This window comes from Streptomyces sp. NPDC055815 (assembly GCF_053616475.1).
The window spans coordinates 1-22,129 of record NZ_JBSHDU010000115.1 but is presented as its reverse complement, the minus strand read 5'-3'; the positions used below and the strand labels follow the sequence as shown (position 1 = coordinate 22,129).

The 22,129-nt window shown below is 73.9% G+C and carries 22 protein-coding genes and 1 riboswitch; of the genes, 14 read left to right on the top strand and 8 right to left on the bottom strand.

Translation table 11 applies throughout. The annotated features are described in order from the left end of the window. Positions 1–93: 93 nt before the first annotated feature. A complete protein-coding gene (gene cobN, locus ACWGN5_RS39215) occupies positions 94–3,702 on the bottom strand; it encodes a cobaltochelatase subunit CobN (RefSeq protein ID WP_453523197.1) in 3,609 nt (1,202 codons plus the stop codon). Positions 3,703–3,742: 40 nt separating this feature from the next. Continuing rightward, a riboswitch (cobalamin riboswitch) is annotated at positions 3,743–3,885 on the bottom strand. A 73-nt stretch (positions 3,886–3,958) separates the two neighbouring features. Between cobN and ACWGN5_RS39210 the strand changes: the two genes are divergently transcribed. The 4 genes from ACWGN5_RS39210 to ACWGN5_RS39195 all read left to right on the top strand — a co-directional run bounded on the left by ACWGN5_RS39210 (position 3,959) and on the right by ACWGN5_RS39195 (position 9,620). After that, positions 3,959–5,281, top strand: coding sequence for a cobalamin biosynthesis protein CobG (locus ACWGN5_RS39210; RefSeq protein WP_453523196.1), 1,323 nt, complete (start codon positions 3,959–3,961; stop codon positions 5,279–5,281). Further along, positions 5,278–5,931: a precorrin-8X methylmutase gene (locus ACWGN5_RS39205; protein WP_453523195.1), complete on the top strand. Its 654-nt coding sequence runs from the start codon at positions 5,278–5,280 to the stop codon at positions 5,929–5,931. Before ACWGN5_RS39210 ends, ACWGN5_RS39205 begins: the two co-directional genes overlap by 4 nt. Further along, the gene (locus ACWGN5_RS39200) at positions 5,928–7,421 is read left to right on the top strand and encodes a precorrin-2 C(20)-methyltransferase (RefSeq protein ID WP_453523194.1); all 1,494 of its coding nucleotides are present in this window, start codon (positions 5,928–5,930) and stop codon (positions 7,419–7,421) included. Before ACWGN5_RS39205 ends, ACWGN5_RS39200 begins: the two co-directional genes overlap by 4 nt. 108 nt (positions 7,422–7,529) lie before the next feature. Next, positions 7,530–9,620, top strand: coding sequence for a PA14 domain-containing protein (locus ACWGN5_RS39195; RefSeq protein ID WP_453523193.1), 2,091 nt, complete (start codon positions 7,530–7,532; stop codon positions 9,618–9,620). Here the strand turns inward: ACWGN5_RS39195 and ACWGN5_RS39190 are convergent. Beyond that, positions 9,602–10,351, bottom strand: a complete 750-nt coding sequence (locus ACWGN5_RS39190; protein WP_453523192.1) for a cobalt-precorrin-6A reductase — start codon at positions 10,349–10,351, stop codon at positions 9,602–9,604. The genes ACWGN5_RS39195 and ACWGN5_RS39190 overlap by 19 nt on opposite strands. Positions 10,352–10,363: 12 nt before the next feature. On the opposite strand from ACWGN5_RS39190, the gene ACWGN5_RS39185 reads away from it, so the two are divergent. Continuing rightward, positions 10,364–11,482, top strand: a complete 1,119-nt coding sequence (locus ACWGN5_RS39185) for a cobalt-precorrin-5B (C(1))-methyltransferase (protein ID WP_453523191.1) — start codon at positions 10,364–10,366, stop codon at positions 11,480–11,482. A gap of 41 nt (positions 11,483–11,523) precedes the next feature. Then, positions 11,524–12,087: a GNAT family N-acetyltransferase gene (locus ACWGN5_RS39180; protein ID WP_453523190.1), complete on the top strand. Its 564-nt coding sequence runs from the start codon at positions 11,524–11,526 to the stop codon at positions 12,085–12,087. Here the strand turns inward: ACWGN5_RS39180 and ACWGN5_RS39175 are convergent. Continuing rightward, positions 12,072–12,758, bottom strand: a complete 687-nt coding sequence (locus tag ACWGN5_RS39175) for a hypothetical protein (protein WP_453523189.1) — start codon at positions 12,756–12,758, stop codon at positions 12,072–12,074. The two genes, ACWGN5_RS39180 and ACWGN5_RS39175, sit on opposite strands and share 16 nt — an antisense overlap. An 89-nt stretch (positions 12,759–12,847) precedes the next feature. Here ACWGN5_RS39175 and ACWGN5_RS39170 point away from each other — a divergent pair, with 89 nt between their 5' ends. After that, positions 12,848–12,922, top strand: a complete 75-nt coding sequence (locus ACWGN5_RS39170; RefSeq protein WP_099895366.1) for a 50S ribosomal protein bL37 — start codon at positions 12,848–12,850, stop codon at positions 12,920–12,922. A gap of 30 nt (positions 12,923–12,952) precedes the next feature. Here the strand turns inward: ACWGN5_RS39170 and cobM are convergent, their stop codons facing one another. The 3 genes from cobM to ACWGN5_RS39155 are packed head-to-tail and all read right to left on the bottom strand — an operon-like array spanning position 12,953 to position 15,107. Then, on the bottom strand, positions 12,953–13,702 hold the full coding sequence (cobM, locus tag ACWGN5_RS39165) for a precorrin-4 C(11)-methyltransferase (protein WP_453523188.1): 750 nt from the start codon (positions 13,700–13,702) through the stop codon (positions 12,953–12,955). After that, on the bottom strand, positions 13,699–14,934 hold the full coding sequence (cbiE, locus tag ACWGN5_RS39160) for a precorrin-6y C5,15-methyltransferase (decarboxylating) subunit CbiE (protein WP_453523187.1): 1,236 nt from the start codon (positions 14,932–14,934) through the stop codon (positions 13,699–13,701). The genes cobM and cbiE overlap by 4 nt, the downstream gene beginning before the upstream one ends. 32 nt (positions 14,935–14,966) lie before the next feature. Continuing rightward, entirely contained in the window at positions 14,967–15,107 is a 141-nt protein-coding gene (locus ACWGN5_RS39155; protein WP_367823530.1) for a DUF6126 family protein, read from the bottom strand. Positions 15,108–15,331: 224 nt separating this feature from the next. Here ACWGN5_RS39155 and ACWGN5_RS39150 point away from each other — a divergent pair, with 224 nt between their 5' ends. From ACWGN5_RS39150 to ACWGN5_RS39140, 3 genes are read left to right on the top strand one after another with little or no spacing between them, the layout of a single operon-like run. Further along, positions 15,332–16,414, top strand: a complete 1,083-nt coding sequence (locus ACWGN5_RS39150; protein ID WP_453523186.1) for an LLM class flavin-dependent oxidoreductase — start codon at positions 15,332–15,334, stop codon at positions 16,412–16,414. 4 nt (positions 16,415–16,418) lie between these two features. Next, positions 16,419–17,042, top strand: coding sequence for an FMN reductase (locus ACWGN5_RS39145; RefSeq protein WP_453523185.1), 624 nt, complete (start codon positions 16,419–16,421; stop codon positions 17,040–17,042). A gap of 50 nt (positions 17,043–17,092) precedes the next feature. After that, entirely contained in the window at positions 17,093–17,527 is a 435-nt protein-coding gene (locus ACWGN5_RS39140) for a universal stress protein (RefSeq protein ID WP_453523184.1), read from the top strand. A 355-nt stretch (positions 17,528–17,882) separates the two neighbouring features. Here ACWGN5_RS39140 and ACWGN5_RS39135 read toward each other — a convergent pair whose 3' ends face one another. After that, the gene (locus tag ACWGN5_RS39135) at positions 17,883–18,287 is read right to left on the bottom strand and encodes a hypothetical protein (protein WP_453523183.1); all 405 of its coding nucleotides are present in this window, start codon (positions 18,285–18,287) and stop codon (positions 17,883–17,885) included. An 85-nt stretch (positions 18,288–18,372) separates the two neighbouring features. Next, entirely contained in the window at positions 18,373–19,704 is a 1,332-nt protein-coding gene (locus ACWGN5_RS39130; protein ID WP_453523182.1) for an aminotransferase-like domain-containing protein, read from the bottom strand. A 76-nt stretch (positions 19,705–19,780) separates the two neighbouring features. Here ACWGN5_RS39130 and ACWGN5_RS39125 point away from each other — a divergent pair, with 76 nt between their 5' ends. The 4 genes from ACWGN5_RS39125 (at position 19,781) to ACWGN5_RS39110 (ending at position 21,809) form a co-directional block, all read left to right on the top strand. Continuing rightward, positions 19,781–20,554, top strand: a complete 774-nt coding sequence (locus ACWGN5_RS39125) for an alpha/beta fold hydrolase (RefSeq protein WP_453523181.1) — start codon at positions 19,781–19,783, stop codon at positions 20,552–20,554. 37 nt (positions 20,555–20,591) lie between these two features. Beyond that, entirely contained in the window at positions 20,592–21,032 is a 441-nt protein-coding gene (locus ACWGN5_RS39120; protein ID WP_453523180.1) for a DUF7144 family membrane protein, read from the top strand. Positions 21,033–21,043: 11 nt separating this feature from the next. Next, on the top strand, positions 21,044–21,472 hold the full coding sequence (locus ACWGN5_RS39115) for a hypothetical protein (RefSeq protein ID WP_453523179.1): 429 nt from the start codon (positions 21,044–21,046) through the stop codon (positions 21,470–21,472). Positions 21,473–21,566: 94 nt separating this feature from the next. Further along, positions 21,567–21,809, top strand: coding sequence for a DUF2630 family protein (locus tag ACWGN5_RS39110; RefSeq protein ID WP_453523178.1), 243 nt, complete (start codon positions 21,567–21,569; stop codon positions 21,807–21,809). The last annotated feature ends 320 nt before the right edge of the window (positions 21,810–22,129 follow it).

Below are 22,129 nucleotides of genomic sequence, written 5' to 3'. Positions count from 1 at the left end.
GAAGCCTCTGGCGCCGGCAAGGGCGCCGTCCCGTGTGCCCACCCGTCCCGCCCCAGCGGGACGACTGCCCACACGGATGCCCACGCGGAGGCGCTACTCCTCGCCCTCCAGGTCGCCCTCCGTCTCCAGGAACACCTGCCGCAGGGCGGCCAGGGTCTCCGGGTCCGGCTTCTCCCACATGCCGCGCGACTCGGCCTCCAGGAGCCGCTCGGCGATGCCGTGCAGGGCCCAGGGGTTGGCCTCCTTGAGGAAGGCCTGGTTCGTCTCGTCGAGGACGTACTCCTGGGTGAGCTTGTCGTACATCCAGTCGGCGACGACACCCGTCGTCGCGTCGTACCCGAAGAGGTAGTCGACGGTCGCCGCCAGCTCGAACGCGCCCTTGTAGCCGCGGCGGCGCATCGCCTCGATCCAGCGCGGGTTGACCACGCGGGCCCGGAAGACCCGGGAGGTCTCCTCGACGAGCGTGCGGGTGCGGACGGTCTCCGGGCGGGTCGAGTCGCCGATGTACGCCTCGGGGGCCGTGCCCGTCAGCGCGCGGACGGTCGCGACCATGCCGCCGTGGTACTGGAAGTAGTCGTCCGAGTCGGCGATGTCGTGCTCGCGGGTGTCCGTGTTCTTCGCGGCCACCGCGATCCGCTTGTACGCCGTCTCCATCTCGGCGCGCGCCGGGCGGCCTTCGAGCCCGCGCCCGTACGCGTACCCGCCCCACACCGTGTACACCTCGGCGAGGTCGGCGTCCGTGCGCCAGTCGCGCGAGTCGATCAGCTGCAGGATGCCCGCGCCGTACGTGCCGGGCCGCGAGCCGAAGATCCGGGTGGTGGCGCGCCGCTCGTCACCGTGCTCGGCGAGGTCGGCCTGCGCGTGCGCCCGTACGTAGTTGTCCTCGGCGGACTCGCCCTCCAGGCCCGCGACGAGCCGTACGGCATCGTCGAGAAGGCCGATGACGTGCGGGAACGCGTCACGGAAGAAGCCCGAGATGCGCAGCGTCACATCGACGCGCGGGCGGCCGAGCTCGGCGAGCGGGATCGGCTCCAGGCCGTTCACCCGGCGCGAGGCCTCGTCCCACAGCGGACGGACGCCGAGCAGGGCGAGCGCCTCGGCGACGTCGTCGCCGGCGGTGCGCATCGCGCTCGTCCCCCACAGGGACAGGCCGACGGAGGTCGGCCACGTGCCGTTGTCGTCGCGGTAGCGGGTGAGCAGCGAGTCGGCGAGCGCCTGGCCGGTCTCCCAGGCGAGCCGGGACGGCACGGCCTTCGGGTCGACGGAGTAGAAGTTGCGGCCGGTCGGCAGGACGTTGACCAGGCCGCGGAGCGGGGAGCCCGACGGACCGGCGGGGACGAAGCCGCCGTTCAGGGCGTGCACGGCGTGGGCGAGTTCGTCGGTGGTGGCGGCGAGCCGCGGCACGACCTGCTCGCAGGCGAAGCGCAGGACGGCCTGGACCTCGGAACCGTACGAGGTGGGGATGGCGGACACGTCCCAGCCGGCCGCCTCCATCGCCTCCACCAGCTCGCGGGCCTTCGCCTCCGCCTCGTCGGCGGTGGTGCGGGTCGCCGCCGACTCGTCCAGGCCGAGGGCCTCGCGCAGACCCGGCAGCGCCTGCGTACCGCCCCAGATCTGGCGGGCGCGCAGGATCGAGAGGACCAGGTTGACCCGGGCCTCGCCCTCCGGGGCGCCGCCGAGGACGTGCAGGCCGTCGCGGATCTGGGCGTCCTTGACCTCGCACAGCCAGCCGTCGACGTGCAGCAGGAAGTCGTCGAAGCCGTCGTCCTCCGGGCGCTCCTCCAGACCGAGGTCGTGGTCGAGCTTCGCGGCCTGGATCAGGGTCCAGATCTGGGCGCGGATGGCCGGGAGCTTCGCCGGGTCCATCGAGCTGATCTGGGCGTACTCGTCGAGCAGCTGCTCCAGGCGGGCGATGTCGCCGTACGAGTCGGCGCGGGCCATCGGCGGCACCAGGTGGTCGACGAGGGTCGCGTGGACGCGCCGCTTGGCCTGGGTGCCCTCGCCCGGGTCGTTGACGAGGAACGGGTAGATCAGCGGGATGTCGCCGAGGGCCGCGTCGGGGCCGCAGGCGGCGGACAGGCCGGCGTTCTTGCCGGGCAGCCACTCCAGGTTGCCGTGCTTGCCCAGGTGGACCATGGCGTCGGCGCCGAAGCCGCCGTCCTCGGCGCGGGCGGCGATCCAGCGGTAGGCGGCCAGGTAGTGGTGGGACGGCGGGAGATCGGGGTCGTGGTAGATCGCGATCGGGTTCTCGCCGAAGCCGCGCGGCGGCTGGATGAGGACCAGGAGGTTCCCGCGCCGCAGGGCGGCGAGGACGATATCGCCCTCCGGGTTGCGGGAGCGGTCGAGGAACATCTCGCCGGGCGCCGGGCCCCAGTGCTCCTCCACCTGCTCGCGGAGCTCGGCGGGCAGCGTCGCGTACCAGCGCTTGTAGTCGGCGGCCGGGATGCGGACCGGGTTCTTCGCGAGCTGCTCCTCGGTCAGCCAGTCCTGGTCGTGGCCGCCCGCCTCGATGAGGGCGTAGATCAGCTCGTCGCCGTCGCCGGAGACGAGACCGGGGATGTCCTCGACGGGCCCGAAGTCGTAGCCCTCCTCCCGCAGCCTGCGCAGGAGGGCGACGGCGGAGGCGGGGGTGTCGAGGCCGACCGCGTTGCCGATGCGGGAGTGCTTCGTCGGGTACGCGGAGAGGACGAGCGCCAGCTTCTTCTCGGCGTTCGGGATGTGGCGCAGCCGGGCGTGCCGGACGGCGATGCCGGCGACGCGGGCCGCGCGCTCGGCGTCGGCGACGTACGCGGGCAGACCGTCCGCGTCGATCTCCTTGAAGGAGAACGGGACGGTGATGAGGCGGCCGTCGAACTCGGGCACGGCGACCTGGCTGGCCGCGTCGAGCGGGGACAGGCCCTCGTCGTTCTCCTCCCACGCGGCCCGCGAGCCGGTCAGGCACAGGGCCTGGAGGATCGGCACGTCGAGCGCGGCGAGCGCGCCCGCGTCCCAGGCCTCCTCGTCGCCGCCGGCCTGCGCCTCGGCGGGCTTGGTGCCGCCGGCCGCGAGGACGGTCGTGACGATCGCGTCGGCCGTGCGCAGCGTCTCGACGAGCTCCGCCTCGGGGGCGCGCAGGGACGCCACGTACAGCGGGAGGGCCCGCGCGCCGGCGTCCTCGATCGCCCCGCACAGGGCGTCGACGAAGGCGGTGTTCCCGCTCATGTGGTGGGCGCGGTAGTAGAGCACGGCGACGGTCGGGCCGGTCTCGTTGCGTGCGGTGCGCTCCAGCGGGCCCCAGGTGGGGGCGGCGGCCGGGGCCTCGAAGCCGTGGCCGGTGAGCAGGACGGTGTCGGAGAGGAAGCGGGCCAGCTGCTCCAGGTTGGCGGGGCCGCCGTGCGCCAGATAGGCGTGCGCCTCGGTGGCGACGCCGACCGGGACGGTGGAGGCCTCCATCAGCTGGGCGTCGGGGGCCTGTTCGCCGCTGAGCACGACGACCGGCTTTCCGGCGGCGCGGATCGCGTCGAGCCCCTCCTGCCAGGAGCGCAGCCCGCCGAGGAGCCGGACGACGACCAGGTCGACGCCGTCGAGGAGGGCCGGGAGGTCGGCGAGGGGGAGGCGGGAGGGGTTGGCGAAGCGGTACTCGACCGCTCCCTCGGCCTGGGCGGCGTTGGCCGCGCGGGCGCTGAGCAGGTCGGTGTCGGAGTGCGACAGCAGCAGGAGCATGGCGAGCTCAGGCCCTTCCTCGGGGTTGTCCGCGCCCCGGGTGGTCGTATGGACGGCGGGAGTTCCTGACTCACCCGTGTCCCCTCGTGGGGTACGGGCTCACAGTGGCGGGACCGCGCCGGATTCTCACCGGGCTTCCTCCCCGGGGTCCTGGGACCCCATGCCGATCTGCATCCTAGATCGTGCCGTCTCCGGGCCGGAGAAAGCGGGAGAGTCGGCCGGATCACACTCGGTGGCCGCCCGGTTCCCCGTGGGTATGCTCGCCGCCATGCCGCCCACCCCAGCCCCGACGCCCGAACCGGGCGAAGCTCGCATACGGGACCGTGGCGACGCCTGCCCCGGGGCGCTGCGCCTGCACCCCGCCGACGACGGACGCCTGGCCCGACTGCGCCTGCCCGCAGGCCGTCTGACGGCACATCAGGCGGAGGTGCTGGCCCGCGCCGCCGAGAGCCTCGGCGACGGACGGATCAGCATCACCTCGCGCGGCAACGCCGAGCTGCGCGGCCTCGCCGGGGACTGCGGGGCGGACCTCGCGGCCCTCCTGGCCGAGGCGGGCCTGCTGCCCTCCCCCACCCACGAGCGCGTCCGCAACATCGTGGCCTCGCCGGCCGCCGGGCTCGACGGACTCGGCCACGGCGCCGTCCAGTTGTGGGCCCGCGCGCTGGACGCCCTCCTCTGCGCCACCCCCGCGGCGGCGGCCCTCTCGGGCCGCTTCCTCTTCGTCCTCGACGACGGCCGCGGGGACGTGGCCGGCCTCGGCGGCGATGTGACCTTGATCGCAGTGGACGGGGAGACCCCGGCGCCCGCCGGGCACCCGGCGGTCGCGGTCGACGCCGAAACCCCCGCGGTCGCGCACCCGGCCGGGGCCGCCGACGCGCTCCTGCACGTCGGGGGCCAGGTCCTCCGGGTCGCGGGCGCCGACGCGGCCCGCGCCGCGCTCGCCGCCGCCGAGGCCTTCCTGGAGGCCGCCCGCACGGCCGGTACCGGCGCCTGGCGGGTCCGCGAACTGCCCCCGGGGCACCCGCTCGACCTGGTGGGCGCGCTGGCCGGGGCCGGCGTGACGGCGGAGCCCGTACCCGTGTCCGTACCGCCGCTCCCCGCGTCCCCGCCGCCCGCGCCCGGGCCCCTCGGCGACCGCGCCCTGCACGTCCTCGCCCCGCTCGGCCGGCTCACCGCCGCCCAGCTGCGGGCCCTGGCGGACGGCGCCGACGACCTGCGGCTCACGCCCTGGCGCGGAGTGGTCGTCGTCGGGGACCCCGCAGGACTCCCCGCCCTCGCGTCGTACGGCCTGATCACCCGGCCCGACCTGCCCGCCGTCGGGGTCAGCGCCTGCACCGGACGCCCCGGCTGCGCCAAGTCCCTCGCCGACGTACGGACGGACGCCGGCCTCGTCCGCCGCGGGGGCCTGCCCGTCCACTACTCGGGGTGCGAGCGCCGCTGCGGCCACCCGCACGGCATCTGGGTCGACGTCCTCGCCACCGGCGACGACACCTACCTGGTGGACGGCGTCCCCACCCCCCGTACCGCCCTGCCCGAAGCAGTGACCACGGCCCGCAGCCTGCCGACCCACACGAGATGAGCGAGAGCACCAGGATGTTCGACTACGAGAAGGACGGGACGGAGATCTACCGCCGGTCCTTTGCCACGATCCGCGCCGAGGCGGACCTCGCGGGCCTGCCCGCCGACGTCGCCCAGGTGGCCGTCCGGATGATCCACGCGTGCGGGATGACCGACCTCGTGCAGGACATCGCCTACTCGCCGCAGGTCGTCGCGAACGCCCGCGCCGCCCTCCGGGCCGGCGCGCCCATCCTCTGCGACGCGCAGATGGTCGCCAGCGGTGTCACCCGCAAGCGGCTGCCCGCCGACAACGAGGTGCTCTGCGCGCTCTCCGACCCGGCCGTCCCCGGCCTCGCCGCCGAGCTCGGCACCACCCGCTCGGCCGCCGCCCTCGAACTGTGGCGGGACCGCCTCGAAGGCTCCGTCGTCGCCATCGGCAACGCGCCGACCGCCCTCTTCCACCTCCTGGAGATGGTCGCGAAGGGCGCGGGCAGGCCCGCCGCCGTCCTCGGCATCCCCGTCGGCTTCATCGGCGCCGCCGAGTCCAAGGACGCCCTGGCCGAGAACACCCTCGGCCTCGACTACCTGGTCGTACGGGGCCGGCGCGGCGGCAGCGCGATGACGGCCGCCGCGATCAACGCCCTCGCCCACGAAGCGGAGATCCAGGCATGACGACCGTGACCGGAAAGCTGTACGGGGTCGGCCTCGGCCCCGGCGACCCGAACCTGATGACGGTCGCCGCCGTGAAGGCCATCGCCTCCGCCGACGTCATCGCCTACCACTCGGCCCGCCACGGCCGCTCCATAGCGCGCTCCATCGCCGCCGAGCACATCCGCGAGGACCACATCGAGGAGCGGCTGATGTACCCGCTCACGGTGGAGACCACGGACCACCCGGGCGGCTACCGGGGCGCCCTGAACGACTTCTACGAGGAGGCCTCGGCCCGCCTCGCCGCCCACCTGGACGCCGGGCGGACCGTCGCCGTCCTCGCCGAGGGCGACCCGCTGTTCTACGGCTCGTACCAGCACATGCACAAGCGGCTCGCGGACCGCTACGACACGACCGTCATCCCCGGCGTGACCTCGGTCAGCGCCGCCGCCGCCCGGCTCGGCGAGCCGCTGTGCGAGGCGGAGGAGGTCCTCACGATCATCCCCGGCACCCTGCCGGAGGACGAGCTGACGGCCCGTCTGGCGGGCACGGACTCGGCGGTCGTGATGAAGCTGGGCCGCACGTTCCCGACGGTGAGGCGGGCCCTGGAGCGGGCCGGCCGCCTGGAGGACGCGCGGTACGTGGAGCGGGCGTTCATGTCGGGCGAGCGCACGGAGAAGCTCACGGACGTGGACCCGTCCTCGGTCCCGTACTTCTCGGTCGCCGTCCTCCCCTCCCGTGTCGACCAGGAGCCTCCCGTACGGGAGACGGGCGAGGTCACCGTCGTCGGCACCGGCCCGGCCGGGGCACCCTGGCTCACCCCCGAGTCGCGCGGCGCGCTCGTCAACGCCGACGTCCTCGTCGGCTACACCACCTACCTCGACCGGGTCCCCGTCCTCCGCCCCGGCCAGATCCGGCACGGCTCCGACAACAAGGTCGAGTCCGAGCGCGCCGAGTTCGCCCTCGACCTGGCCCGGCGCGGCCGGAAGGTCGCGGTGGTCTCCGGCGGCGACCCGGGCGTCTTCGCCATGGCGACGGCGGTCCTGGAGGTCGCCTGCGAACCGGAGTACGCGGACGTGCCCGTACGGGTCCTCCCGGGGGTGACCGCGGCGAACGCGGCGGCCGCCGCGGCGGGCGCCCCCCTCGGCCACGACTACGCCACGATCTCCCTCTCCGACCGGCTCAAGCCCTGGGACGCCATCGAGGCCCGGCTCCGCGCGGCCGCGTCCGCCGACCTCGTCATCGCCCTCTACAACCCGGGCTCCAAGTCCCGCACCCACCAGGTGGCCGCCGCCCGCGACCTCCTCCTCGAACTCCGCGCCCCGGAAACCCCGGTCGTCGTCGCCCGCGACGTCGGCGGCCCGGAGCAGTCGGTCCGGATCCTGACCCTGAAGGCCCTGGACCCGACGGAGGTCGACATGCGCACCCTCCTCCTGATCGGCTCCTCGCAGACGCGGGCGGTCGAACGGGGCGACGGGCGCACGATCGCGTGGACGCCGCGGCGTTACGGCTGACATCGGGGGTGGGTGCGAGGGCAACCCCGCACCCACCTCACGAGTCACACAAGCGTTCCCCCGTTTCACATGCCGCACATAGGTCCGGAAAGGGCCCGCCCCCCTGTGATGACTCGTACCCGGCTGAGCGCCCTGGCCGTCACGGCCGCCCTCGCCGCCTCCGGCGGTCTGCTCACCGCCACCCCGGCCGCCGCGGCCGTCACCTGCACGTCCCCGGTGTGGAAGGCGGAGTACTTCGCCAACACCACCCTCACCGGCACGCCGAAGCTGACCACCTGCGACAACGCGATCTCCGAGAACTACGGCCTCGGTGACCCGCCCGGAGTCACCCTGCCCAAGGACAACTTCTCCGTCCGCTGGTCGGTGACACGGGACTTCGGCTCGGGCGGCCCGTTCATCTTCGCCGCCGAGGCCCAGGACGGAATCCGCGTCACCCTCGACGGCGTCCGGAAGATCGACCTCTGGAAGAACGTCACCACCACCCAGAAGAAGACGGTCGGCCTCGCCGTCCCGGCCGGGCGGCACAGCATCGTCGTGTCCTACGCGACGTGGACGGGCGCGGCCAACGTCAAGTTCACCTACACGCCGGTCACTTCGGCGACCTACGACAAGGTCCGCCCGCTGGCGCCGACCGGTGTCGGCGCCTGGTACGACTGGTCGGGCGACCTGAAGACCAGAGTGAACTGGGCCCCGAACAAGGAGATGGACCTCGCCGGATACAGCGTGTACCGACGGCTGAGCACGTCGACCACCTGGAGCCGGATCAGCGGCACAGCCCCTCTGACCGGCAGGACGTACGCCGACATCCCGCCGCCCACCGGCCAGACATACGTCTACGAGGTACGGGCCCGGGACAAGGCGGGCAACGAGTCGGTCGGCAGCTCCGACCAGCAGATCACCTCCGTCGACCGGACCGGACCGGCCGCCCCGACCGGCCTCGTCGTCGACACCGGCGCCCTGACCAACGCACTCAGCTGGCAGGCGGTGCCCGACGCGGTCCGCTACGACGTGGAGGCGGCCGACCAGGCGACGGGCCCGTACACCCTGCTCACCCCGGCCATCAAGCCCTCCTACCAGGACACGACGAGCGCCTTCGGCGTCCCGCGGTACTACCGCGTCCGGGCCTACGACGCGGCCGGCAACCCGTCGGCGTACTCCGGCACCGCGAGCGGTGACAGGGTCGACAGGACCCCGCCGCCGCCCCCGACCGGCCTGAACTCCTACGTCGAGATCAGCGCGACCACCGTCTACTGGGAAGCACCCGACAACTTCGACATCGACTTCACCAACGGCGGCACCTACCGCGTCTACCGCTCGCCCGGCACCACCCTCGACCCGGCCGCGCTCACCCGCGTGACCTGCGACGCGGAGGGCAGCTACTTCGCCGGCGACGACGGTCACTGCCGCGACCTCGGCATGACCGCCGGCACCTACTACAGCTACGCCGTCACGGCGGTCGACGCGGCCGGCAACGAGTCGGCGCTCTCCGCTCCGCTCACCGTCCGCACCGGCGACCGGGTCGCGCCCGGCCCGGTCACGGGCGTGACGGCCACCCCGCGCGCCGACGGCGTGCTGGTGAGCTGGAACGCCTCGGCCGCGGACGACCTGGACGACGCCGCCTACGCCTACCGGGTCTGGACGGGCGCCCAACAGGCAGACGGCAGCGTCAAGTGGCTCTCCGCGACCGCCTGCGGCAGCGGCAGCACGCGCGAGCCGCTCGCGGACCTCTGCGGCGGCCTGCCGGACGGTGAGACGTACGTGTACGCGGTCGTCGCCAACGACCGCTGGAGCAACCATCTGTCGCCGTCCGACCCGGCCGTCGTCAAGGTCACGGCCACCGAGCTCGACGTCCGACCGTCCGTACGGGTCACCACCGCGTGGGGGCTCGGCTCCCTGGGCCACAGCACACGGACCGGCGCCCCCAACCAGCCGTCCATCAACTGGACCTGCGCCACCGCCGTCGCCGCGTGCGAGACGGTCACCGGCTACCGGATGAGCCGCTGGAACGAGGCCACGAAGACGTACGAGCCCCAGCACGCCGGGCTGCTCCCGCTCACCGCGGCCGGAACGCCCGCATGGTGGACCGACACCGCCGCCACTCCGGGCAACACGTACTTCTACGTGCTCGAAGCCCTGCGGGCCGACGGCAGCGTGGCCGGCACCTACGCGTGGGACTCCGTCTACGAAGACCGGGTCTGAGCCCCTCCCGCACCGAACACCCAGGCGGCGGCCTCCTCGGGGGTCGCCGCCGTTCGTATGTCCTCCGGGACCGGGGGGCGGTGGACGACGACGACCGGGACGCCTGCCTCGCGGGCCGCCGTCAGTTTCGGGGACGTCGCCGCGCCGCCGCTGTCCTTCGTCACCACCACGTCGATCCGGTGCCGGGCGAGGAGTTCACGCTCGCCGGCCAGGGTGAACGGGCCCCGGTCGAGGAGGATCTCCGTGCGGGCCGGCATCGGGGTGTCCGGGGCGTCCACCGAGCGGACCAGGAACCACTGGGGGCAGGCGGCGAAGGCCGCGAGGCCCATGCGGCCGGTGGTGAGGAAGACACGGTCGCCGAGGCCGGCCAGGGCCCCGGCCGCCTCCGGAAGGGACGCGACCGGGTGCCAGTCGTCGCCGTCCACCGGGACCCAGCCGGGGCGCCGCAGGGCCAGCAGGGGAACATGGGCGGTGGCGGCCGCCCGGGCCGCGTTGAAGCTGATCCGCTCGGCGAAGGGATGGGTGGCGTCGATGACCGCGTCCACGGCGTGCTCCCGCAGCCAGGCCGCGAGCCCCTCCGGCCCGCCGAACCCGCCGATCCGGACCTCCCCGGCCGGCAGCCGCGGGCTCGCCACCCGCCCCGCGAGGGAGCTGGTGACCCGGACCCGGCCGTCCAGCAGTCCGGCGAGGGCGCGGGCCTCGGTGGTCCCGCCGAGAATGAGTACGTGCACAGGAGCCTCTTCGTGAGTACAGGCGGCGGGCGTGAGGCCCAACTCAAGCACACCGGCCTCCGCCCGGGCTGGACGACCGGTGCCTGCGCGACGGCCGCCACCACCGCCGCGTACACCGCGCTGCTCACCGGCGACTTCCCCGACCCGGTGACGATCACCCTGCCGAAGGGCCAGACGCCGTCCTTCGCGCTGACCGCCGAGTCCCTGACGGGCGGCTCCGCCATGGCCGCCGTCGTCAAGGACGCCGGCGACGACCCCGACGTCACGCACGGGGCCGTGATCCGCTCGACGGTACGGCTCCTGCCGCCGGGGTCGGGCGTGGTCTTCCGCGCGGGCCCCGGCGTCGGCACCGTCACCCTGCCCGGCCTCCCCCTCGACGTCGGCGAACCCGCCATCAACCCCGTCCCCCGGCAGCTGATGCGCGAGCACGTCGCGGAGGTCGCCGCCCGGCACGGCGGCAGCGGCGACGTCGAGATCACCGTCTCCGTCGACAACGGCGCCGAGATCGCCCGCTCCACCTGGAACCCGCGCATCGGCATCCTCGGCGGCCTGTCGATCCTCGGCACGACCGGCGTCGTCGTCCCGTACTCCTGCTCCGCCTGGATCGACTCCATCCGCCGCGGCGTCGACGTGGCCCGCGCGGGCGGCCTCACCCACGTCGCGGGCTGCACGGGTTCGACGTCGGAGCGCACGGTGTCGTCGCTGTACGACCTTCCCGAGATCGCCCTCCTCGACATGGGCGACTTCGCGGGCGCCGTCCTCAAGTACATCCGCCGCCACCCCGTCGACCGGCTCACGATCTGCGGCGGCTTCGCCAAGCTGTCCAAACTGGCCGCCGGCCACCTGGACCTCCACTCGGCCCGCTCCCAGGTCGACAAGGCCTTCCTCGCCGACCTGGCCCGCACGGGCGGCGCGTCGGAGACCCTGGCCGCCGAGATCGCCGAGGCCAACACCGGGCTCGCCGCCCTCCGCCTCTGCGAGGCCGCCGCCGTCCCCCTGGGCGACCTCGTCGCCGCCCGCGCCCGCGACGAGGCCCTGGCCGTCCTGCGCGGCGCCCCCGTCGCGGTGGACGTGATCTGCATCGACCGCGCGGGGACGGTGGTCGGACGGTCGTCGGTGGCCGGGCCGTAAACCGCGCGACAGGGGCCGTGACGAGAGCCGAGACTCCCGTCATGACCGACTTCTCGCACAAGCCGACCCTCACCGGTGACCTCGTCGTCCTCCGCCCCGTCACCGAGGCGGACGTGCCCGCGCTGCTGCCGCTGTTCGAGGACCCCGAGGTCACCCGGCTCACCGGCAGCCACACGCGCTTCGACGAGGCGGCGCTCCTGAAGTGGTACGGATCCCGGGCCGCGCAGGACGACCGGCTCGACCTCGCCGTGGTCGAGCGGGCGACCGGCCGGGTCGTCGGCGAGGCCGTCCTCAACGAGTGGGACCCCGGCAACGAGAGCTGCGCCTTCCGGATCGCCTTCGTCCCGGACGCCGTCGGCCGGGGCCTCGGCACGGAGGCGACCCGGCTGATCGTCGGCCACGGCTTCGAGACGCTCGGCCTGTACCGGATCTGGCTGGAGGTGTACGCCTTCAACCCCCGCGCCCGCCGCGCCTACGAGAAGGCCGGCTTCCGCCCGGAGGGCGTCCTGCGGGCCGCGCTCCTCTGGGAGGGGGAGCGGGTGGACGCGACGGTGATGTCGGTGCTGGCGCCGGAGTGGGGCGGGGCCCGTCAGGCGGTCGGGTAGCCGATCTCCGCCACGTCCTCCGCCAGGTCGGCGAGCGTCACCTCCGGGTTGAGGGCCGCGACGACCTCGGGCGTGAGGGGGCGCAGGGCCAGGACGTGACGCACGGCGTCCAGGTCGACCGGCTGCTCGTAGTAGTCCTCGGCGAACTCGGCGTACGCCTCCGCCGAGCGGTCGACGAGCAGGTGCAGGAAGCGGCCGGAGCCGTCGGGGTCCTCGCGGCCGTCCAGGTCGGGGAACTCGACGGGGCCCGTGTGCCAGGCCGTGTCCGTCGCCTCGCGCCACAGGCAGGCGGTGGTCACGTGCACCCCGTCCTCGTCCGTGAACGCGGGCTCCGTCAGGTACTCCCGGAAGGCCTCGGGGACGCCGTCGAGCACCCCGGGCCAGGTCTGCCCGTCCGCGAGCGGCCCGAAGGGGCTCAGCGGCGACTCGTGGTCGAAGACGCGCGCGAACACCCCCGCGGCGGAGAGGACGATCGTGTACTCACCGCCCTCGCCGTCCTTCATCGACGCCAGCTGCTCGGTCTCCGACCAGTGCGCGTCGAAGGAGTAGTACCGGCTCTCCCACTCCGGGCTCAGGACGGCGTCCAGCATCGCGAGCCCCCGGGAGTGGTCGCGCAGTTCCTCGATGCCCGGCAGCGCCCGGGCCACGTCGTAGACGGTCACGGGACCCATTCAAGCCCCTGGCACCGACATGCGGCGCCGCGGCCCCGCTCCTAGGCTGGCCACGGCAGAGTTCCCCGTCCCGAGCGAGAGGAAGTCCCATGGCGAAGCGCGGCAACAAGAAGCGGGCCCGCAAGAAGAAGAAGGCCAACCACGGGAAGCGGCCCAACGCCTGAATCCCGTCCGGCCCCGGGCCCGGGAACCGCTCAGCAGGTGTGGCGGTCCCGGGCCGGGTCGTACAGGTGGCTGTCGCGGAACTCCGAGGCGGCGAGGGTGCGGCCCACGATGATGACGGCGGTCTTGGTGATCCCGGCCGCCTTCACCTGCTCCGCGATGTCCTCCAGGGTGCCGCGCAGGATCACCTCGTCCGGCCGGCTCGCCATCGCGACCACGGCCACCGGGCAGTCGGCGCCGTAGTGCGGGACCAGCTCGGAGACGATCCGGTCGACGTAGCGGGCGCCCAGGTGCAGGACGAGCAGGGCGCCGCTGCGCCCGAGGGTCGCGAGGTCCTCGCCCTCCGGCATCGGGGTGGCCTGCTGGGCGATGCGGGTGAGGATCACCGTCTGGCCGACCGTCGGGACCGTCAGCTCCCGCTTCAGCGCCGCCGCGGCCGCCGCGAACGCCGGGACGCCCGGCACGACCTCGTACGGGATTCCGGCCGCGTCCAGGCGCCGCATCTGCTCGGCGACCGCGCTGAACACCGACGGGTCGCCGGAGTGCAGCCGGGCCACGTCCTGCCCGGCCTCGTGGGCGGCGACGATCTCGGCGACGATCTGGTCGAGGTCCATCTTCGCCGTGTCGACGCGCTTCGCGTCCGGCGGGCACTCCGCGAGGAGCTCGGTGGGGACGAGCGAGCCCGCGTACAGGCAGACCCCGCACTTCGCGAGGGTCCGCGCGCCGCGCACGGTGATCAGGTCGGCCGCGCCGGGGCCCGCTCCGATGAAGTAGACGGTCATGAGTCGGTACAACCCTTCGTTACGGACCATTGCGTGACGGGCATGGCCTGGCGCCAGCCGGTGAAGCCGCCCACGGGCACGGCGGTGGAGACGGCGAGCCGGATCAGTTCGCCGCCGTGGCGGCCGTACCACTGAGCGAGCAGCGCCTCGGATTCGAGGGTCACCGTGTTGGCGACGAGCCTCCCGCCCGGCGGCAGGGCCTCCCAGCAGGTGTCGAGCAGGCCGGGGGCGGTGAGGCCGCCGCCGATGAAGACCGCGTCCGGGGTCGGGAGGCCGGTGAGCGAGGCGGGGGCCGGGCCGGTGACGACCCGCAGGCCGGGGACGCCGAGCGCCTCGGCGTTGCGGGTGATGCGGGCGGCCCGCTCGGGGGATTTCTCGACGGCGACGGCCCGGCAGGAGCGGTGGCTCCGCATCCATTCGACGCCGATGGAGCCTGAGCCGCCGCCGACGTCCCAGAGGAGTTCGCCGGGGGCGGGGGCGAGGGCGGCGAGGGTGGCGGCGCGCACGTACCGCTTGGTGAGCTGGCCGTCGTGCTCGTACGCCTCGTCGGGGAGTCCGGGCACGGCGCCGAGCCGGAGGGCGTCCGGGTCGCGTACGCAGTCGAGGGCGAGGACGTTGAGGGCGTCGGTCCGCTCGTGGGGCCAGTCGGCGGCGGTCCCGTCGAGGACCCGCTCGGCGGGGCCGCCGAGCTGTTCGAGGACGCGGATCCGGGTGCCGCCCCAGCCGCTCGTACGGAGCAGGTCCGCGACCCGCGCGGCCGTCTCGGCGCCTTCGCTGAGGACGAGGAGGCGGCGGCCGTCGTGCAGCGCGGCGGAGAGCCCGGCGAGGGGGCGGGCGACGAGCGAGACCGTCTCGGTGGCGTCCAGGGGCCAGCCGAGGCGGGCGCAGGCGTACGAGACGGAGGACGGGTGCGGGTGGACGCGCAGGCGCTCGGCGCCGGCGGTCTCCGCGAGGGTGCGGGCGATGCCGTGGAAGCTGGGGTCTCCGCTGGCGAGGACGGCGATCGCGCGGCCCTCGTGGGCGGCGAGCAGTCCGGGGACGGCGGGGCGGAGGGGGGAGGGCCAGGTGATCCGCTCGCCGGGGCAGTCGGCGGCGGGCAGGAGGCCCAGCTGGCGGGGGGCGCCGATGAGGACCTCGGCGGCGCGCAGGACACGCCGGGAGCTCTCGGGGAGCCCGTCCCAGCCGTCCGCGCCGATCCCGACGACCGACACCACCGATATCGCAGCGTTCACGTCGGGGACTCTACGTGAGCGCTGGTCCGGCGCTACTTCTGGGCGTTCTGGCCGACGTAGAAGAGCAGCCAGACGAAGCCGGCGAAGGCGTGGGTGGCGAAGACGTACACGAAGACGCGGAGCATCACGCCCCGCTCTTTCCAGCGTTCGTTGTCGTACGTCTTCTCGGTCATGGGGTCCAGGGTACGGGCGTCCGGGCGTCGTCGGAGCGCGCCGCCGGGCGTCCGGGCGCCGTCGGAGCGGGCCGCCGGACGTCCGGGGGTCGTCGGGGCGGGCCGCCGGGCGTCCGGGGGTCGTCGGGGCGGGCCGGAATAGGGGAGGGGGTCGCATCGTTGGAGCGGATAGTTTAAGCTTCAACCACTAGGCCGCAAGGCAGACACCGCGAGAGGTGAGCACGATGCAGTTCGGGATCTTCACCGTCGGCGACGTGACGACCGACCCCACCACCGGCCGCACCCCCAGCGAGCACGAGCGCATCAAGAACACCGTCGCGATCGCGCTCAAGGCCGAGGAGGTCGGGCTCGACGTCTTCGCGACCGGCGAGCACCACAACCCGCCGTTCGTCCCGTCCTCCCCGACGACCCTCCTCGGGCACATAGCCGCCCGCACGGAGAACCTGATCCTGTCCACGTCCACGACGCTGATCACCACCAACGACCCGGTGAAGATCGCCGAGGACTACGCCACCCTCCAGCACCTCGCCGACGGCCGCGTCGACCTGATGATGGGCCGCGGCAACACCGGCCCGGTCTACCCGTGGTTCGGCCAGGACATCCGCCAGGGCATCCCGCTCGCCATCGAGAACTACGCGCTCCTCCACAAGCTGTGGAGGGAGGACGTCGTCGACTGGGAGGGCAAGTTCCGCAGCGCCCTCCAGGGCTTCACGTCCACCCCGCGCCCGCTCGACGGCGTCCCGCCGTTCGTCTGGCACGGCTCCATCCGCTCCCCCGAGATCGCCGAACAGGCCGCCTACTACGGCGACGGCTTCTTCGCGAACCACATCTTCTGGCCCAAGCAGCACACCGAGAAGATGGTCCGGCTCTACCGGCAGCGGTACGCGCACTACGGCCACGGCACGGAGGAGCAGGCGATCGTCGGCCTCGGCGGCCAGGTCTTCCTGCGGAAGAACTCCCAGGACGCGGTACGGGAGTTCCGCCCGTACTTCGACAACGCGCCGGTCTACGGCCACGGTCCGTCCCTGGAGGAGTTCAGCCGCGAGACCCCGCTGACCGTCGGCTCCCCGCAGGAGGTCATCGAACGCACCCTGTCCTTCCGCGAGTACGTCGGCGACTACCAGCGCCAGCTGTTCCTCGTCGACCACGCCGGACTGCCCCTCAAGACGGTCCTGGAACAGCTCGACATCCTCGGCGAGGAGGTCGTCCCGGTGCTGCGCAAGGAGTTCGCGAACCTGCGGCCCGCCGGCGTACCGGAGACCGCCCCGCTCCACCCGTCCGTCCTCGCGTCGAAGCAGGAGGTCTGACCCCATGCAGACGTTGAAGCTGGTCGCCGTCTCGGCCGGCCTGAGCTCCCCGTCCTCCACCCGGCTGCTCGCCGACCGGCTGCTCCAGGCGGCCCGGTACCGGCTCGCCGAGCAGGAGTACGCCGTCGACGTCGAGGTCGTCGAACTGCGCGACCTGGCCGTCGACATCGCGAAGAACTTCGTGACAGGCTTTCCGTCGGCGGCGCTGGAGGAGGCCATCGAGAAGGTGACGTCGGCGGACGGCGTCATCGCGGTGACCCCGGTCTTCACCGCCTCCTACAGCGGCCTGTTCAAGTCCTTCTTCGACCTCATCGACCCGACGGCACTGAGCGGTACGCCGGTCCTCATCGGCGCGACCGGCGGCACGGCCCGCCACTCCCTGGTCCTGGACCACGCCCTGCGCCCCCTCTTCGCCTACCTGCGCGCATCCGTCTCCCCCACCGCCGTCTACGCGGCCTCGGAGGACTGGGGCTCCGGCGGCGACGAGTACACGGAAGGGCTGCCGGCGCGGATCACCCGGGCGGGCAACGAGTTCGCGGACACGGTCGCGGCGCGGCCGGCCCGGCGGACGGACGACGAGGAGATCGTCCCGTTCGAGAAGCAGCTCGCGGATCTGCGCCTGGACTGACCGGTTTTGTTACGTTAGGTCCACTGGCGGCGACGAAACGGAGGTCGGCGATGGCCGGCGGCAGGATCGTGGTGGGCGTGGACGGATCGGAGCCTTCCCTGAAGGCCCTGACGTGGGCGGCCGCACAGGCCGCCCTCACCGGGGGCCCGCTCCAGGCGGTGATCAGCTGGGACTACCCGGCGGTGTGGGCGCCGGTGATGCCGGGCGTTCCGCTCCAGTTCGACCCCGAGCAGCTCGCCCGGCAGATCCTCGACCAGGCGATCGACGCGACCCTCACGCCCGAGGAGGCCGCCGCCGTCACCCGCACGGTGGTCGGCGCCAACGCCACCCAGGCCCTCATCGACGCGGCCGCCGGCGCGAGCCTCCTTGTCGTCGGTGACCGGGGCTACAGCGGGTTCAAGGCCGCCGTCCTCGGCTCGGTCTCCTCCCACGTCACCCAGCACGCGCCGTGCCCGGTGGTGGTGGTGCGGGGCGAGCCGGGGTAGCCCCCCCCCGTGTGGAGCCCGCGTCGGGCGGCGCCCCGCGCCCGTGTGCGGCCCGCGCCCGGCCTGGGCGGCGCCCACACGCCCGTGTGGGCAATCGTCCCGCTGGGGCGGGACGGGTGGGCACACGGGACGGCGCCCTAAGCGGCGCCTCCGCGTTCCGCGCCCTGACCCGCACCACCTTGCGCGGCGCGCATCCGGTGCGGGTTCAGGCGCGTAAGCCTCTGGCGCCGGCAAGGGCACCGTTCCGTTGTGCCCACCCTCCCCCAAGCTCTCGGCTTCGCTCGAGCAGGGGGGACCCCCATCGCCCCTTGCGGAACGCATGCCCACAACGGGCGGAAGCGCGCCCACAACGGGGTCAGTACGGGGCAGGGTGGCCCGTCGCGTCCTCGTGGGTGTAGAAGAGGTAGAACGCCGCGCCGCCCGACACCCCTCCCACCACCAACCCGAGCACCACCGACGAGTAGACGCTCGCGCCGGTCAGGCTGTACAGGAAGCCGACCGCGATGCCGCAGAGGGCGCCCCAGGCGGCACCGCGGGCCTCGCGGGGCAGGGTGTGGCCGTAGCGCCGGAGGGCGTACAGCGCGACGGCGAGGACGATCGCCGAGATGAGGCCCAGCCAGAACTGTCCCCAGCTGAGCGCGCCGCCGTCGCGGGCGTTGACCTCCGCGTACAAGCCGTACAGGACGCCGATCGTGACCGGGAGTCCCCAGCCGTGCGTGCTGATCCGGCGCCTGGTGGGCGCCGCTGCGTGTGCGGCCATGGCAGGAGCTCCTCGTCTCTCGCCCCCCTGGTTCCGGGTCCCGCACCCTCCAGGGCACACCCGCGTCCGGCGCCCCGCAACTGGATCAAGGCCCTTCGGCGGCCACCGTCGCCAGGCGGGTGAGGGCCGCGTCGAGCACCGGTCGCGGCGGGGACGCGAGGCCCAGCCGGACCGCGTCGAACGCCACGCCGGGCCCCACGGCGAAGGCGCTCCCGGGGGTGACGGCCACGCCCGCGCGTGCGGCGGCCGCCGCCGTGAAGGTCTCCGCGCGCCAGGGCGCGGGCAGCTCCCACCAGCAGTAGTAGGCGTGCGGGGAGGTGCGGGTCACGTACCCGCCGAGGTGCCGCAGGACCAGGCCGTGCCGGGCCTCCGTGTCCGCCCGCTTGAGCGCCACCGCCTCCACGACCGTCCCGTCCCCGGTCCAGCGGGTGGCGGCGGCGAGCGCGAGCCCGCCGGCCGTCCAGGCGCCGGAGCGCAGGGCGTCGGCCACCGGCGCCCGGAGCCGCGGCGGCACGACGAGGTAGCCGACGGTCAGTCCGGGGGCGAGCCGCTTGGAGAGGCTGTCGACGAGGAGGACCCGCTCGGGGGCGTGGGCGGCGAGCGGCGCGGGCGCGTCGGGCAGGAGGAAGGCCCAGGTGGTGTCCTCGACGGCCGTCAGGTCCAGGCGGCGCAGCAGCTCGGCGAGTTCGGCCCGGCGTCCTTCCCCGGCGGTGGTGGAGAGCGGGTTGTGGAGGGTGGGCTGGAGGTAGACGGCGGAGAGGGGCGCGCCCCGGTGGGTGGCCTCCAGGGCCTCCGGTCGTACGCCTTCTTCGTCCAGGGCCAGCGGTACCAGGCGGATGCCCAGGCGTTCCGCGACCGCTTTGACCAGGGGGTACGTGAGCGCTTCGACGCCGAGGCGGCCGCCGGGCGGTACGAGGGCGGAGAGGGCGGCGGCGATGGCCTGGCGGCCGTTCCCGGCGAAGAGGACGCCGTCGGGGTCGGGGGCCCAGCCGGGCCGGGCGAGGACGGTCACGGCGGCCTCCCGGGCCTCGGCCGTGCCGGTCGCGGCGGCGGGCCGGGACACGGCCTCGGCGAGCACGTCGGGCCGGGCGAGCGCCGCGAGGGCGCGGGCCATCAGCTCCGACTGGCCGTCGGCCGCGGGGTAGTTGAGCTGGAGGTCGACGGGCGCGGCGCCGGTCGCCTCGGCGAGCGCGGGCCCGGGCAGCGGGGGCGCGGCCCGGACGAAGGTGCCGCGCCCGACCTCGCCGACGACCAGGCCGCGGCGGGCCAGCTCCCCGTACACCCGGATCGCCGTCGAGTTCGCGATCCCGTGGCGGCGGGCGAAGACCCGCTGCGGCGGCAGCCGGTCGCCGGGGCGCAGCCGCCCGTCCCGTACGGCCGCCTCGACCCGGTCGGCGATCCTCCGGTACTCCTCCACGAGCCCCGCCCTCCTCATTGCACCGAGAGCAAAGATCTTATTGCACCGAGCAGTTGGGGCTGCCTAGCCTGCCGTCATGCCCACCTTCTTCGAGGACCGAGGCACCGGTCCCGCTCTCCTCCTCGTCCACGGCCACCCCTTCGACCACACCATGTGGCAGCCGCAGATCGACCGCTTCTCCCGCACCCACCGCGTCATCGCCCCCGACCTGCGGGGGTACGGCGCCACGCCGCTCGGCGCGACGACCGGCTCCACCGGCCTCGGCGCGTTCGCCGAGGACCTCGTCGCCCTCCTCGACTCCCTGGAGATCGAGGAGTGCGTCCTCGCCGGGCTCTCCATGGGCGGCCAGATCGCCATGGAGCTCGTCCGCCGTCACCCCGAGCGGGTCCGCGGACTCGTCCTCGCCGACACCTTCCCCGCCGCCGAGACCGAGGACGGCAAGAAGGCCCGGAACGCCATGGCGGACCGGCTCCTGCGGGAGGGCATGCGGGGGTACGCCGACGAGGTGCTGGACCGGATGGTCGCCCCGTACAACACGCACGCCGCGCCGCACGTCCACCGCATGATGTGCGCCACCGACCCGGTCGCCGCGGCCGCCGCCCTGCGCGGCCGGGCCGAGCGGCCCGACTACCGCGAGACGCTCACCACGGTCGCGGTGCCCGCGCTCGTCGTCGTCGGCCGGGACGACACGTACACCCCGGTGGCGGACGCGGAGGAGATGCACGCCCTGCTCCCCCACTCCACGCTCACCGTGATCGAACGGGCCGCGCACCTGCCGAACCTGGAGCGGCCCGAGGAGTTCGACGCGGCCCTCGACACCTTCCTTCGCTCACTCGTTCGGCCCAGTTGAAAGTTCGGAATCGTACGAACGCTCCGACGATGGGGCCATGAGCCAGAACACCGCACCCCGCCCGTCGGGCACCAAGCCGAGCAGCACCTCCGGCGCCTGGGCCGCCGGCGGCACCCTCTTCGCCGGCGTCCTCATGCTGGTCACCGGCTTCATGGACGTCTTCCAGGGCATCGCAGGCATCGCCGAGGACGACATCTACACCCGCGTCGGCGACTACGTCTTCAAGTTCAACCTCACCACCTGGGGCTGGATCCACCTGATCCTCGGCGTCATCGTCGCCATCGCCGGCTTCGGCATCCTCAAGGGCGCCGAGTGGGGCCGGGTCGCCGGTATCGCCCTGGCCTCCCTCAACATCCTCTTCCAGTTCCTCTTCCTGCCCTACCAGCCGTGGTGGGCGCTCTTCTCCATGGCCATCTCGATCTTCGTGATCTGGGCGCTGGCCACGGACGAGCGGTACGGCCCGGGCGAGACGTTCTGAGGCGCCGGCAGATGCGACCCACGACGGGAATCGCGCTCGCCGCCGCCGTCCTCCTCGTCCCCCTCACCGGCTGCGACGCCGCCAAGGACAAGGCCGGCGAGATCGTCTCCTCCGCCACCGCGGCCGTCGCCTCGGCCGCCCAGGAGAAGATGAACGAGGTCAAGGACGGGGTGAACGCCGGCGGCGACGTCAAGGCCGGGCCGACGAGCACCGACGGGGACCGGACGGTCGCGGAGATCACCGCGACCAACCCCAAGGACAAGACCGCCGACTACACGATCATGGTCAACTTCCGTGACGGGGACGGCAATCTGCTCGACTCCGTCGTCATGAACATCGACGGCGTCGCACCCGGACAGTCCAAGACCGGTACGGCACGCAGCAACCGGTCCCTGTCCGGAGCGACGAAGGCGGAGATCGCGCAGGCCCTGCGGCACTGAGGCCCCGTGGACGAACCGGCCCAGGCGCCCACCCGGCGCCTGGGCCGCCGGTCTCGACCTGCGAGGCGGGCGCTGATCGGCCACGCTGGTAGGCATGGAGAACGAGGAGATCCTGGACGACATCGGCGCCCTCGTCGAGGAGGAACGCGCCCTGCGGGAGCGCGCGGGCACCGGGGGCCTCGTCCCCGAGGAACGCGCCCGCCTCGCCGAGCTCGAGGTACGGCTCGACCAGTGCTGGGACCTGCTGCGGCAGCGGCGCGCGAAGGTGGAGTTCGGGGAGGATCCGGACGAGGCGACCCTCCGCCCGGCCACGGAGGTCGAGTCCTACCGCAACTAGCCCCCGCCGTTGCGGGCCCGCGCCCGCCGCCCGTGTGGGCCCGCGCCCACGCCCGTGTGGGCGCGCCCCGCCGTTGTGGGCAATCGTTCCGCTGGGGCGGAACGGGTGGGCACAACGAAACGGCGCCCCTGCCGGCGCCAGAGGCTCCCGCGCCTGAACCCGCACCGGACGTGCGCCGCGCATCGGGGTGCGGGTCCAGGCTCGGAACGCGGAGGCGCCGCGGAAGGGCGCCGTCCCGTGTGCCCACCCGTCCCGCCCCGCGGGACGATTGCCCACACGGGCGCGGGGCGCGGGCCCACAACGGGGCGCGTCGTACGTTG

Coding starts and splice junctions, on each gene's coding strand:
- ACWGN5_RS39175 (WP_453523189.1), bottom strand. CDS start 12,758: ATGGGTCCCGTGACCGTCTACGACGTGGCCCGGGCGCTGCCGGGCATC.
- ACWGN5_RS39120 (WP_453523180.1), top strand. CDS start 20,592: ATGAGCCAGAACACCGCACCCCGCCCGTCGGGCACCAAGCCGAGCAGC.
- ACWGN5_RS39140 (WP_453523184.1), top strand. CDS start 17,093: ATGGCCGGCGGCAGGATCGTGGTGGGCGTGGACGGATCGGAGCCTTCC.
- ACWGN5_RS39210 (WP_453523196.1), top strand. CDS start 3,959: ATGCTCGCCGCCATGCCGCCCACCCCAGCCCCGACGCCCGAACCGGGC.
- ACWGN5_RS39180 (WP_453523190.1), top strand. CDS start 11,524: ATGACCGACTTCTCGCACAAGCCGACCCTCACCGGTGACCTCGTCGTC.
- ACWGN5_RS39135 (WP_453523183.1), bottom strand. CDS start 18,287: ATGGCCGCACACGCAGCGGCGCCCACCAGGCGCCGGATCAGCACGCAC.
- ACWGN5_RS39195 (WP_453523193.1), top strand. CDS start 7,530: ATGACTCGTACCCGGCTGAGCGCCCTGGCCGTCACGGCCGCCCTCGCC.
- ACWGN5_RS39110 (WP_453523178.1), top strand. CDS start 21,567: ATGGAGAACGAGGAGATCCTGGACGACATCGGCGCCCTCGTCGAGGAG.
- cobN (WP_453523197.1), bottom strand. CDS start 3,702: ATGCTCCTGCTGCTGTCGCACTCCGACACCGACCTGCTCAGCGCCCGC.
- ACWGN5_RS39200 (WP_453523194.1), top strand. CDS start 5,928: ATGACGACCGTGACCGGAAAGCTGTACGGGGTCGGCCTCGGCCCCGGC.
- ACWGN5_RS39145 (WP_453523185.1), top strand. CDS start 16,419: ATGCAGACGTTGAAGCTGGTCGCCGTCTCGGCCGGCCTGAGCTCCCCG.
- ACWGN5_RS39205 (WP_453523195.1), top strand. CDS start 5,278: ATGAGCGAGAGCACCAGGATGTTCGACTACGAGAAGGACGGGACGGAG.
- ACWGN5_RS39155 (WP_367823530.1), bottom strand. CDS start 15,107: ATGACCGAGAAGACGTACGACAACGAACGCTGGAAAGAGCGGGGCGTG.
- ACWGN5_RS39115 (WP_453523179.1), top strand. CDS start 21,044: ATGCGACCCACGACGGGAATCGCGCTCGCCGCCGCCGTCCTCCTCGTC.
- ACWGN5_RS39125 (WP_453523181.1), top strand. CDS start 19,781: ATGCCCACCTTCTTCGAGGACCGAGGCACCGGTCCCGCTCTCCTCCTC.
- ACWGN5_RS39150 (WP_453523186.1), top strand. CDS start 15,332: ATGCAGTTCGGGATCTTCACCGTCGGCGACGTGACGACCGACCCCACC.
- cobM (WP_453523188.1), bottom strand. CDS start 13,702: ATGACCGTCTACTTCATCGGAGCGGGCCCCGGCGCGGCCGACCTGATC.